Below are 13,611 nucleotides of genomic sequence, written 5' to 3'. Positions count from 1 at the left end.
GTCCTTCCCTGATAGCAAAGGCCTCAACTGACTGAGATGGCAATGACAAAATCACGTTCGAAAAAGGCGCTGTATATCGGCCTGCCGCTGGCCCTGGCTATCGGCGCCGGGGCTGGCTTGCTGGTCTGGGATCAGTGGTTCAAGGGCAACGCCGGCTACCCGCTGGAGGTGATCAAGCAGGCCAATGAAATGCAGGACCGCCTGTTGTCATTTGACAGCCACATCACCCTGCCCCTGGATTTCGGCACGGCGGGCAATGAGGCCGACAAGGATGGCAGCGGCCAGTTCGACCTGGCCAAGGCCGCCCGCGGCCGATTGTCGGGCGCCGCGCTGACGATCTTCGGCTGGCCGGAAATCTGGAACGGCGATAACGCTCCGCACAAACCCACCGATGGTTTTGTCGAAGAGGCCCGCCACGAGCAGGAGGTGCGCTATAAGATCATCTCCGGCATGGTGCGCGACTTTCCCAACCAGGTGGGCATCGCCTACACCCCGGACGATATGCGCCGCTTGCACGGCGAAGGCAAGTTCGCGATTTTTATCAGCATGCTCAACGCCTACCCCCTGGGCAATGACCTGAACCAGCTGGACCTGTGGGCCGCACGCGGCATGCGCATGTTCGGGTTCAGCTACATCGGCAATAACGCCTGGTCCGACTCGTCGCGCCCGCTGCCGTTTTTCAATGACTCCCCCGACGCCCTTGAAGGCCTGTCGCCGATCGGCCAGCAAGCGGTGCATCGCCTCAATGACCTGGGGGTGATCATCGACGTGTCGCAGATGTCGACCAAGGCCCTGGAGCAGGTCGCGCAGTTGAGCCGCACGCCGATGGTGGCGTCCCATTCGGCGCCTCGGGCGTCAGTGGATATCCCGCGCAACCTCAGCGACAAGGAACTGCAACTGATCAAGAACAGTGGCGGCGTGGTGCAGGTGGTGGGCTTCCCTGCCTACCTGCGCCCCTTGAGCCAGCCGACCCAGGACAAGCTCAATACCTTGCGCGCACGGTTCGACCTGCCGCCACTGCCGAATCTGGCCATGGCCCTGATGCCCGGCGATGCAATCATTGCCGCCTGGCCCGAGCAACGCTTCGGCCAATACGCCAGCGCGCTGTACGGCATTCTCGAGGAAGAGCCCAAGGCCACCCTCAAGGACCTCGGCGACGCCATCGACTACACCGTGCGCAAGATCGGCATCGATCATGTCGGCATTGCCTCGGACTTCAACGACGGCGGCGGCCTCCAGGGCTGGGAGAACGTCGGCGAAGTGCGCAACGTCACCGCCGAACTGATCCAGCGCGGCTACTCCGAAGCCGATATCGCCAAGCTGTGGGGAGGCAACTTCCTGCGGGTGTGGGACCAGGTCCAAAAAGCCGCCAAACCCTTGGCCAACCGCTAACCACCACGAAGTAAGTCCATGACCGACCGCCGTACATTTCTCAAGCAGGCCGGCGTCTTTGCCGCGAGCCTGCCGCTGGGCACCGCGTTGCTGCCTCAGGCAGTCGCCGCCGCCACGAACGACCCATGGACGGGATTGAAACAACTGTTCAACCAGGACCCCAATTACCTGCATTTTTCCAACTTCCTGGTGGCCTCGCACCCCAGGCCCGTGCGCGAGGCCATCGAACGCTACCGCCAACAGATCGACCGCAACCCTGGCCTGGCCATGGACTGGGACCTGCAGGAAACCTGGAAGCGTGAGGGCCAGGTACGCGAGTGGGCCGGCCGCTACCTGAACGCCACGCCAGCGCAGATCGCCCTGACCGGCAGCACGTCCGAAGGGCTGGCGATGATCTATGGCGGGATCAAGGTGCGCGCCGACCAGGAAATCCTCACCACGGTGCATGAGCATTACGCTACCGAGTTCAGCCTGGACTTCCGGGTACGCAAGGAGCAGACCCGGGTTCGCAAGATACGCCTGTTCAAAAACCCCAATCAGGTCTCGGCCGATGAAGTGCTGGGCAATATCCAGCGCAACATTCGCCCCAACACCCGTGTACTGGGCATGACCTGGGTGCAATCCGGCAGCGGCGTAAAACTGCCCATCGGTGAGATCGGCAAGCTGGTGGACGAACACAACCGCAACCGCGACGAGCCGGACCGACTGCTTTATATCGTCGATGGTGTGCACGGCTTCGGCGTGGAAGACCTCGACTTCCCCGCTATGCACTGCGACTTCTTCATCGCTGGCACCCACAAGTGGATGTTCGGCCCGCGGGGCACCGGCCTGGTGTGCGCCCGCGAGACCGAAAACAAATACGTCACGCCGATGATTCCGACCTTCTCCGAAGACAAAAACTTCGCCACGACCATGACGCCAGGCGGCTACCACGCCTTCGAACATCGCTGGGCCGCCGACGAAGCCTTCAAGTTGCACCTGCAACTGGGCAAGGCAGCGGTGCAGGCACGCATCCATGCCCTCAACACCGAACTCAAGGCCCAACTGCTGGCCCACCCGCAGATCGAACTGGTCACGCCGCGCAGCCCCGAGCTGTCAGCAGGTTTCACCTTCTTTCGGGTCAAGAACCAGGACAGCGATGCCGTCGCGGCCTACCTGATGAAAAACCGCGTGGTGGTGGACGCGGTGGAGCGTGACGTTGGCCCGGTGATTCGCACCTCGCCGGGCCTGCTTAACAACTCCGATGAGATCCAGCGCTTCATGACCCTGCTGAGCCAGCGGTTATGACCCCTTTTCCCTTTGAACGAGACGCCTCCATGACGCCATCCCGACTCAAACCGCTCACCGCACTGGCACTCACCGCCCTGTGCGGCGCCCTGCTGCCCGGCCTGGCCCATGCCGCCGCCCCACAACCGGGCAAGGTCTTCAAAGACTGCAAGGACTGCCCGGAAATGGTGGTGCTGCCCGCCGGCACCTTCACCATGGGCACCCCGGAAGACGAAGTGGGCCGCGAGCCCGACGAAGGCCCCATGCATGCCGTGACCTTCGCCAAGCCGTTCGCCATGAGCCGCTTCCACATCACCGCCGGCGAATGGGACAGCTACGTGCGCCAGACCGGAGTCAAGATCGCCAATGGCGACGACCGCCCCGGCCGCGAATGCATCGCCAGCAAGCCGCGCTACCCCCAGGGGCCACGTCAGCCGGCGGTGTGCATGGACATGGACGACATCAAGCAGTACGTGAGCTGGCTGTCGAAGAAGACCGGGCACACGTACCAGATGGTCAGCGAAGCCCAACGCGAATACGCCGCCCGCGCCGGCACCACCGGCCCGTTCCCCTTCCCGTTCGACGAAGGCAAGGGCTACAGCATCGCCCAGCACGCCAACACCTACGGCCCGGCGGACGGCTACAGCTATTCGTCGCCCGTGGGCAGCTACCCACCGAATGCCTTTGGCATGTATGACATGCACGGCAATGTGTATGAGCGGGTGGCTGATTGCGAGCATCCGAACTACGTCGGCGCGCCAACTGATGGCAGTGCCTGGGTGGAGCCCAACTGCGAGGCCTACCAGATTCGCGGCAATGACTGGGGCGAGGCGCCGGTGTTTTCACGCTCGGGCAATCGCAACAACATCTACCCGCAAACACGGGGGGATTGGATTGGGTTCCGGGTAGTACGCGAACTCTAATACCTTGTAGGAGCGAGGGGGACGCCTAGTTCTTGCTCGCTCCTACAGGGTTCAGCCTTGTTTGGCCAACAGCTCCAAGCCTTCATGCAATGCCGGGAACAGGCTGTTGTTGAAGTTGTTCCAGCGCAACTCAAGGATGGTGTCCTCGGGCGAAATCTCGGTCTTGAGCACGTCGTGGAACACCTCTCCCGAGTCGATGCCGTTATCCACGTAGTGGAATGACGCACCGGTCCAATACAACGGCTCGCACGCCTGAGTCGCCTTGGTTGCCCAGTCGGTAATCGCCTGCCCACGTGCGCCGTACAGCGCATTCCAGGTGGCGTACGCCCCACGGCGTTCGTAAGGCGACTCGAGGCGGGTGATGCCCGGATGAATGTTCATGATGCGCCGTGCAAACGGCGCACCCGGGCGCACCAGTTCGTCGAGGATCACCAGCAAACCATCCAGCACCACGATGTCAGCCTTCAACTCCACCAGGGTGTCATGCAGCCGACGCTCGAAATCCTGCTTGCCGGCGACATGTTCGGCGCTGCCCCGTGGCAGGCGACGATAGGTCGACGGCACGCTGAGCAGCAGGTCATTGACCAACGTGCCTTGCACACGCAAATCCGCCGGGTACAACCACTGGCGACCCGGCTGGTAAGCAAAGCCATAGTCCGCCACCAACTGCTGGTCCCGCGGGTTGTGCTCATCGTCGTCATACACCACGCCTACGAGGTTGTAAGCCTCGCCCAGCGACGTGTCGTTGAGCGAGCCCACCAGAAACTCCAGCACCGATTTCATATAGCGCTCGTGGTCTTTATAGGCCACCGGTTGCCCCGCCTTGTCGGCGGCGGCGTTTCTCAGGGACCAGACATACACCAGGTTCTTTTTCGTCATGTGTTTCGCTCTCGCTCAAAGGGCCACGCACGGCATTGATACACGTGCGCCTACAGAACAAGAACGAACCAGGCCCCGGGCAATTTATCGCCCACTGCCACCGCCCGGCACGCCGCGCTAAATAGTCACGCCACAGCTTCGTTTGTCATGGGTAAGGGTCTGTGTGCCCAGCCCCCTCTTTTTCACTTTCCGGGAAGTATTTATGACCGACCCCAAGCGCGGCGCCTTCAAAGGTTTGCTCGCATTGCTCAGGCCCTTTCGCACCATCGTGACGGTGTCCGTCGCCCTTGGCATGGCGGGCGGCCTGGCCATTACCTTGCTGTTGGCGACGATTAACAATGCCCTGCATTCGGCGGGGGGCATGACCCAGGGTGTGGTGTTGACCTTCGCCGCATTGTGCGTGGTGGCGCTGGTCAGCTCGATTATTTCCGACATCGGCACCAACTACGTCGGGCAACGGATCATTGCCGCCCTGCGCAAGGACCTGGGTGAAAAAGTGCTGTCAGCGCCCATCGGGCAGATCGAGCAATATCGCTCTCACCGCCTGATCCCGGTGCTGACCCACGACGTGGACACCATCAGCGATTTTTCCTTTGCCTTCACGCCCCTGGCCATCGCCGCCACCGTTACCCTGGGATGCCTGGGTTACCTGGCTTACCTGTCCGTGCCGATGTTCCTGATGATGGTGGTCGCAATCATCATCGGCAGCGCCGTGCAATTCATCGCCGGTGGCAAAGGCATTCAGGGCTTCGATCTGGCCCGCAGCCACGAAGATGAATTGCAGCGTTACTACAATGCGATTGCTTCTGGCGCCAAGGAACTGCGCATGCACCGCCCGCGGCGGTTTCGCATGAACACCCACCGCATCCAGGAAACCGCAGACCGCATCAGCGATATCCAGGTGCGTTCGGTCAACATCTATATCCTGGCCAAGACCTTTGGCTCGATGCTGTTCTTCGTGGTCATCGGCCTGGCCCTGGCGATGCAGGCCTACAATCCCAACCCCGATCCCACCGTGATTACCGGCTTCGTGCTGGTACTGCTGTATATGAAAGGCCCGCTGGAACACCTGCTGGGCTATTTGCCCGTCGTTGGCAAGGCGAAGATTGCCTTTGGGCGCATCAGCGAACTGTCGGAACGTTTTTCTTCGCCCGAGCCCCACTTGTTGATGGACGACAGTGAAGCGCCGAAGCCTGTGGTCAACAGCCTCGAACTGCGCGGCGTCAGCTACAGCCCGCCAGCGGTTGAAGGCAGCCAACCGTTCCACCTGGGGCCGATCAACCTGAGCATCAAACAAGGCGATATCGTGTTTGTCGTGGGCGAGAATGGTAGCGGCAAGACCACCCTGATCAAGCTGCTGCTGGGCCTGTATCCGCCTCAGGCGGGTGAGATCCTGCTCAACGGTACAGCGGTGACCGACCCAGCGCGCGACGATTATCGCCAGTTGTTCACCACGGTGTTTTCTGACTATTACTTGTTCGATGACCTGGTACAAGGCAGCGCCCCCCAGTCCCTGGACAGCGCCACCCAATACCTTGAGCGCCTGGAAATCGCGCACAAGGTCAGCGTCAAGGACGGTGTGTTCAGCACCACTGACCTGTCCACCGGCCAACGCAAGCGCCTGGCCCTGGTCAATGCCTGGCTGGAGGAGCGCCCGGTACTGGTATTCGACGAATGGGCCGCCGACCAGGACCCGGCCTTCCGCCGCATCTTCTACACCGAGCTGCTGCCGGACCTCAAACGCCTGGGCAAGACCATCATCGTGATCAGCCACGACGACCGTTATTTCGACATCGCCGATCATTTGGTGCGCCTGCGCGCCGGTCAGGTGGTGCATGAGATGGAGCCTGCATGAAGTACCGGAATAATTTTTTCCGGTTTTGCGAAGTAGGAACGTCTCACTAGTGGTAATGAGAACTAAACTCAATAAACACTTAGAATTGCCCACTTAAAACATAGAAGAGAAAGCATCCATGCCAGCACGACTCGGTCTCAGCCCCCTGAGCAAAGCGCTATCCATGCGCCGGGCCCTGAACATCAACCTCTTGCCCAGTACCCTGGCGTTGGCTGTGTCGATGCCGATTGCAGGCTATGTGCAGGCCCAGGAGATCGAGTTGAATATTCCTGCGCAGTCGCTGGGGAGCGCACTGCAGGAATTTGGCCGCCAGACCAATGTGCAAGTGCTCTACAGCCCAGGCGATGTGCAGGGCAAGAACAGCCCCGCCGTCAAGGGCAAGATGCAGCCACAGCAGGCCATCAATGCATTGCTGGCCGGTAGCCAGACCACCTATAACCTCAATGGCAATACCTTGACCGTCACTGCTGCTGGCAGTGGTGGTGGGCTGGAGCTGAGCCCGACGCAAGTCACTGGCAACATGCTGGGTAACGTCACCGAGAATACCGGCTCCTATACGCCAGGCTCGATTGCCACCGCAACGCGCCTGGTCCTGACGCCCAAGGAAACCCCGCAATCGGTGACCGTCGTCACACGTCAGCACATGGACGACTTTGGCCTGAACAGTGTCGACGACGTGATGCGCCACACGCCGGGCATTACCGTTTCAGCCTTCGATACCGAGCGCAGCAACTACTATGCTCGTGGTTTCTCTATCAACAACTTCCAATATGACGGGATCCCTTCCACCGCGCGCAACGTGGCTTACTCGGCGGGGAACACGCTGAGCGACATGGCGATCTACGACCGTGTTGAAGTACTCAAGGGCGCGACTGGCCTGCTGACCGGTGCTGGTTCACTGGGGGCCACCATCAACCTGGTACGCAAAAAGCCGACCTCTGAGTTCCAAGGTCATGCCACGCTGGGTGCCGGTTCGTGGGACAACTACCGCAGCGAGTTGGACGTGAGTGGCCCGCTGACCGAGACCGGCAATATCCGTGGCCGGGCCGTCGCCGCCTATCAGGACAAACACTCGTTCATGGACCGCTACGAGCGCAAAAGCCCGACTTACTACGGCATCATGGAGTTCGACCTGTCTCCCGATACCCTGCTGACAGTCGGCGGCGATTATCAGGACAGCCTGCCGAAAGGCTCATCCTGGTCGGGCAGTTTCCCATTGATCGACGCCCAGGGTAATCGCAACGACGTCAAGCGCTCGTTCAACAACGCGGCCGACTGGAGCAGTTGGGAGCAATACACCCGCACCGTCTTCGCCATGTTGGAGCACGACCTGGGGGATGGCTGGATAACCAAACTGCAACTGGATCACAAGATCAACGGCTACCACGCACTCATGGGTTCCATTCAGGGTGACACCCCGAGATTGGATGGTAAGTCACAGCTGACTTCGGGCAAATACACCGGTGAAACCGTCAGTGACTCCGCCGATCTGTATGTGAGCGGCCCCTTCAGCCTGGGAGGCAGGGAGCATGAACTGGTATTCGGCGGTTCCATCAGCGCTTCGGAATGGAATGGCAACGGTTACTGGAACCTCGCCCCCAACCTGGTGGACTTCAATAACTGGCACGGCAACGCCCCGCAACCGGATTGGGGCAAACCACAATCGAAAAACGACGACACCGTCCGCCAGACCGGTATGTACATGACAACACGGCTGAACCTTGCTGACGACCTGAAGCTGCTGCTCGGTGGCCGGGTAGTCAACTACACGGTGACCGGCTACAACCCTACCTATCGCGAGTCAGGACGCTTCGTACCTTATGTCGGTGCGGTGTACGACCTGAATGACACCTACTCGGTTTACGCCAGCTACACCGATATTTTCATGCCCCAGGAAAGCTATAACCGCGACAGGGACAACAAGCTGCTTGAGCCGGACGAAGGCCAGAATTGGGAGCTGGGTGTAAAGGCCGACTTCCTGGATGGTCGTGTAAACGCCAGTGCGGCCTACTTCGAGATCCATGAAGACAACCGTTCCGTTTCGGACGATGACTACAACAACTTGAAACCTACCCCCTCGAACTACGCGTTCAAAGGCACCCAGGCCGTGACGAAGGGGTACGAGCTGGAGATGTCCGGCGAACTGGCTCCGGGCTGGCAGCTCCAGGCTGGCTATACCCACAAGATTGTGCGTGACGACAAAGACGTCAAGATTTCCACTTTCGAACCCGAAGACCAGGTCAGCCTGTACACCACTTACAAGCTCAAGGGTAATCTTGACAAGTTGACCGTTGGCGGTGGCGCTCGCTGGCAGAGCGTAGGCTGGCAGAATATCTATAACTCTCCCCGTGGTGGCTACGAGGAGTTCTCTCAAGAAGCGTACTGGTTGGTGGACCTGATGACCCGTTATCAATTCACTAAAAACGTGTCGGCGACGCTGAACATCAACAACGTTTTCGACAAGTCCTATTACACCAACATCGGCTTCTACAATTCTGCCGCTTATGGTGAACCCCGTAACTTCATGCTCAGCACTCGCTGGGACTTCTAAAGCAGGATCAGACGCCCCGAGGCAATGACTGCCCGGGGCGTTTTGTTTTTCTGAATACTATAGAGAGGGCCATAAAAAAGCCCCCAGTCGCTCAAGGTGACTGGGGGCTTTTCATATTGGCCTCTGGTCAGCTCATCGCGGCAGCGAAGCTATGGACGAACTCTGCGTTATCGATTAATCGGTCATGGCTGGTCTCGATCAACACTGAGCGCTCGATCGTTGATTGCACTGCAACTTCCAGCATGCTCGCCTCAATCAATTGATGATGTACCCCAGTACGACTCAAGGTCGCCCACCAGCAACTTATCGGTGCCTTGATCGCCTTGAAGTCGGCATCGTGCAGGCGCTGCCCGAGAATGCGGTCAACCTCCCAGGAAATCTGCGCTTCGTGGCCACTGAGCAACTCATCCTTGAGCTCGCCAAAACGCGAGCCCAGGGTTTCCTCGGCCCAGTGGCTGAATGCAGTCCATTGCTCGCCTTCTGCAGCCTCTAAGCATTGCAGCTCGGACCAGTGGGCATGAATCTGCTGAGAGAACTCAGGGAACATCACCTCCAACAGTTCCACACGCCGTTCATTGGTAGAAATATCTCTTTCGTCAACCATCACCGCCGTATCCCAAAACGGCTTGACCCACTGCGGCGGGGATGCGTCGATCCAGCCAACACACTCGACCTGTCGGCCCGCCTGCTCCAGGCCATAGGCGACTTCCATCGCCAGGTTGCCCCCCAGCGACCAACCGGCCAAACGGAACGGACCCTCGGGCTGAGCCTTCAACAATTGCGTCGTGTAGTCCTCGACCATTGCAGCCCAGGCTGGCACCTCGCTGCCCTCCTCGGCCAAGGCGCGACACATCACCCCCATCACCGGCCTGTGCTCACGCAACGCAAGGGCAATCGCCTTGTAACAATGCACCGAGCCATAGCTGGGATGGAACAGGTACAACGGTGTTCCACGGCTTTGACTGTTGAGCCTCACGATCAACGAACTGCCAGCGCTTCCCTCAAGGCAAGCCGCCTGCCCTGCGACGCTCGGATTGAGCATCAACTGACTCACCGACAGCTCCACGCCAACAGCTTTGCGGATGCGCTCCTTGAGCATCAGGACCAGCAACGAATGCCCGCCCAACTCGAAGAAGTTATCTTCGACACTCACCTGCTCAAGCTCCAGGACTTCGCGCCAAATGGCTACAAGTGCTTGCTCCAGCGTATTGCGCGCTGCGACGAAGTGCCGTTCGTGCAAGTTTGAATCCGGCGCAGGCAACGCCTTGCGATCCAGTTTGCCGTTGGGGCTCAGTGGCATATGGTCCAGCAGTACCCACTGCGCAGGCACCATGTAGTCCGGCACATGTGCCAATAAATGAGTGCTCAGTGCATCACGCCAGGCGAGTGTCGAATCCTGCAGCACCACATACCCAACGAGATACTTGCCTTCATGCACTTGCACCGAGGCGTCGCGCACCAGTGGATGCTCCAGCAAGCGCGCCTCAATCTCACCCAGCTCTATGCGCAAACCGCGTAGTTTTACTTGATGATCCAGGCGCCCAATGTATTCGATCACGCCATCCCTGCGCTGTCGCACCCGGTCGCCGGTACGATACAATCGCGTGCCAGGCTGGAACGGGCACGGTACAAACCGCTCTGCGGTCAGGCTGGGACGTCGATGGTAACTGCGTGCCAGCCCGACGCCCCCCAGGTACAACTCGCCCGCAACGCCCACCGCGACTGGCTGCAACTGCGCATCCAGCACGTAAGTGCGCAGATTGGAAATGGGTCTGCCAATCGGCACGCTGTCACGATGCTCATCGACGCACGTCCAGTGAGTCACATCAATCGCAGCCTCAGTCGGTCCATACAGGTTGAACAAGCCCGTATTCGGCAGCTCGGCGAATACGTGTTGCTGCACCCCCACCGGCAAGGCTTCGCCACTACAGATGATACGGCGCAACCCCTGACAGCTGGCCACTTGTGAATCCTGCAGGAATGCGTGCAGCATGGAAGGCACGAAATGCAGGGTGGTCACTTGGTGCCGATTGATCAACTCCACCAACTTCGATGGATCCCGATGATCTCCAGGGGCCGCTACCACCAGCCGTGCACCGGTCATCAAGGGCCAGAAAAACTCCCATACCGATACGTCAAAACTGAACGGTGTCTTTTGCAACACCGTATCTTCGGCGCCGAGCGTATAAGCCTGTTGCATCCATAGCAGCCGATTGGTCAACGCACAGTGGCGGTTACCCGCCCCTTTCGGCTGGCCGGTGGAACCGGAGGTGTAAATGACGTAAGCGAGATTTTCCGCGTCTACGGCCACATCAGGATCGGTATCGGCATACTCGCTCAGCCAGTGATCGTCGGGCTCGACCACCAGACAGTGCGAGGGCGCGCTGACCGGTAAGGCCTGTAACAAATGCGCCTGCGTCAGCAGCAGCGGTACGTTGCTGTCTTGCAGCATGTAGGCCAGGCGTTCGCGCGGGTAGTCCGGGTCCAGCGGCACATAGGCGCCACCTGCCTTAAGCACAGCCAGAAGTGCTACCACCATTTCAATGGAGCGTTCCATCGCCACACCTACCAACACATCAGGCGCGACACCGGCCTGGATCAAGCGGTGCGCCAATCGATTGGCTCGTGCATTCAACTGCGTATAACTCAGTGTCTGAGCGCCAAACACCAAAGCCTGGGCATTCGGTGTGCGCCGCACTTGCGCTTCGATCTGCCTCTGCACGCTGTCTTCCAACCGATAATCCTGCGCCGTGTCGTTCCACTGTTCGACTATCACCTGATGCTCAAGAGGTTCCAATAGCGGTAGCTGAGCGACACGTTGGTGAGGGTCATCCAACATGGCCTGCAACAGGTTCTGCCAATGGCGCGCCATGCGATTGGGCGTGGCGGCATCGAACAGGTCGGTCGCATAAGTCAGGGTTGCCCATAGCCCATCGACGGTTTCCTGTGTGTCCAGGCTCAAATCGAACTGAGCGGTTTGCGTGCCCCACTCCAAGCTTTCAATCCTCAGGTCGGGTAGTTGCTGGCTCGTACTGGCTAGACGCGCTTGACTTTGATGATTGAAAAGCACCTGAAACAACGGATTGCGGCTCAAGCTGCGTTCAGGTTGCAGGGCTTCGACCAATTGCTCGAACGGCAAGTCCTGATGGCTTTGGGCGTCCAACGCCCGGTGCTTGGCCTGCTGCAACAGCTGGGTGACCGTCAGCTGCGCATCGAAATCGCCCTTTAGCACTTGGGTGTTGACGAAAAAACCTACCAGGCGCTCGGTTTCGACCCGGTTACGATTGGCAATAGGCACACCCACGCGAATATCCTGCTGCCCGCTGTAGCGGTGCAGTAGAGCCTGGAACGACGCCAACAAAACAATGAACAGCGTGACATCCTCACGCTGCGCCAGGGCCTTGAGCCCCGCCACGAATGCCGGTGCAAGCTTGATCTCCAGGCTTGCACCACGAAAGCTCTGCACCGAAGGTCGCGGCCGATCAAGGGGTAGCTCCAACACTGACGGCTCACCGCCAAGCAGAGCCTGCCAGTAACCCATTTGCCGATCGCGTTCACCACCCGTCATCCAGTCACGCTGCCACTGGGCATAGTCAGCATATTGAATCGGCAATGCCGGCAGTTGCAGGTCCTGGCCCTGGCTGTAGGCGGCATAAAGTTGCACCAACTCATCCACCATCACCTGCATTGACCAGCCATCGGAAACGATATGGTGCTGCACGAGCACCAACACATGGTCGTCTTCGGCCAGGCGCAACAAGGTTACGCGCAGCAACGGCCCTTGCTGCAGATCGAAAGGTTGCGCAATCTCGGTCTCTACCCGACGCTGCATGTCCGCCTCATTGACCTGCTCATGAAGGATGGCCACAGTGCCGTTTTCACGGATTATCTGGAAGGCCTGCCCTTCGTCCTGATGTACCTGCGTTCGCAGGCTTTCATGACGGGCTACCAGACTGTCGAAACTGCGTTGCAAAGCCGCATGATCCAGCCAGCCACGCAAGCGCAAGGTGCTGGGTACATGGTAGGCCGCACTGTGCGGATCCAATTGCCAGAGAAACCACTGGCGCTCCTGGGCATAAGACAGCGCCAACGGCTGTTGACGGCTGACCGGCAGGATCTGAAGCACACTTGCCTGTGATTCATGGGAGTTGCACAGGGTCTCGACAAACCCCTGCAGTCGCGGTTGCTCAAACATTGTTCTGAGGGGTACTTCCCGACCCAACAGTTGACGCAGGCGGGAAATTACCTGCATCGCCAATAATGAATGCCCCCCCGATTCAAAAAAGTGATCGGCCAGACCGACACGCTCCACGCCCAGGATCTGGGCCCAGATGGCCGCCACCTGTTGCTCCAACTCGCTCTCGGGCGCCACATACACCTGCTGCATCTGACTCACATCCGGCAGCGGCAAGCCCTTGCGGTCGAGCTTGCCGTTGGGGGTCAGCGGCATACGCTCAAGGAACATCAAATGCGTCGGCACCATGTAGTCCGGCAAGCGGGTTTTCAAGGCGCGCCGCAAGGTTTCGCGACCGGTGGATTGAGCGACAGCATCATCCAGGAGCGTCCGGTCCAGTGGTACGACATAGGCCACCAGTTGCTTACCGGTCGGCCCCTCTTGGGCGACCACCACGGTTTCACCGACACTGGCTTGCTCACGCAAGCGCGCTTCGATTTCCCCCAGTTCGATACGGAAACCGCGGATCTTCACCTGATGGTCCACACGCCCCAGGTAATCCACCACGCCA

At 59.6% G+C, this 13,611-nt stretch carries 7 protein-coding genes; 5 read left to right on the top strand and 2 right to left on the bottom strand.

The window, feature by feature from the left end; all coding sequences use genetic code 11:
* Positions 1-42 precede the first annotated feature (42 nt).
* From pvdM to pvdO, 3 genes are read left to right on the top strand one after another with little or no spacing between them, the layout of a single operon-like run.
* Positions 43-1,392, top strand: a complete 1,350-nt coding sequence (gene pvdM / locus BOP96_RS24280; RefSeq protein ID WP_019816836.1) for a pyoverdine-tailoring dipeptidase-like protein PvdM — start codon at positions 43-45, stop codon at positions 1,390-1,392.
* A gap of 18 nt (positions 1,393-1,410) precedes the next feature.
* Positions 1,411-2,679, top strand: coding sequence for a pyoverdine-tailoring periplasmic protein PvdN (gene pvdN / locus BOP96_RS24275; RefSeq protein WP_073454229.1), 1,269 nt, complete (start codon positions 1,411-1,413; stop codon positions 2,677-2,679).
* 29 nt (positions 2,680-2,708) lie between these two features.
* A complete protein-coding gene (gene pvdO, locus BOP96_RS24270; RefSeq protein WP_014718817.1) occupies positions 2,709-3,581 on the top strand; it encodes a dihydropyoverdine dehydrogenase in 873 nt (290 codons plus the stop codon).
* A 51-nt stretch (positions 3,582-3,632) separates the two neighbouring features.
* Here pvdO and BOP96_RS24265 read toward each other — a convergent pair whose 3' ends face one another.
* A complete protein-coding gene (locus BOP96_RS24265) occupies positions 3,633-4,460 on the bottom strand; it encodes a N(5)-hydroxyornithine transformylase PvdF (RefSeq protein WP_014718818.1) in 828 nt (275 codons plus the stop codon).
* Positions 4,461-4,662: 202 nt separating this feature from the next.
* On the opposite strand from BOP96_RS24265, the gene BOP96_RS24260 reads away from it, so the two are divergent.
* Positions 4,663-6,315: a cyclic peptide export ABC transporter gene (locus tag BOP96_RS24260; RefSeq protein ID WP_073454228.1), complete on the top strand. Its 1,653-nt coding sequence runs from the start codon at positions 4,663-4,665 to the stop codon at positions 6,313-6,315.
* Between the two features lie 118 nt (positions 6,316-6,433).
* Positions 6,434-8,866 carry a TonB-dependent siderophore receptor gene (locus BOP96_RS24255; protein WP_175563013.1) on the top strand — a complete coding sequence of 811 codons (2,433 nt, stop codon included), beginning with the start codon at positions 6,434-6,436 and terminating at the stop codon, positions 8,864-8,866.
* A gap of 127 nt (positions 8,867-8,993) precedes the next feature.
* On the opposite strand, the gene BOP96_RS24250 is transcribed toward BOP96_RS24255, so the two are convergent.
* The coding region (locus BOP96_RS24250; protein WP_138726244.1) for an amino acid adenylation domain-containing protein at positions 8,994-13,611 on the bottom strand (4,618 nt) is incomplete at its 5' end.

Origin of the sequence: Pseudomonas sp. FSL W5-0203 (genome assembly GCF_001896155.1) — a bacterium.
Lineage (GTDB): Bacteria > Pseudomonadota > Gammaproteobacteria > Pseudomonadales > Pseudomonadaceae > Aquipseudomonas > Aquipseudomonas paracarnis.
Note: the sequence above shows the minus strand (reverse complement) of the source record. Positions and strands in the feature narration are given on the sequence as shown.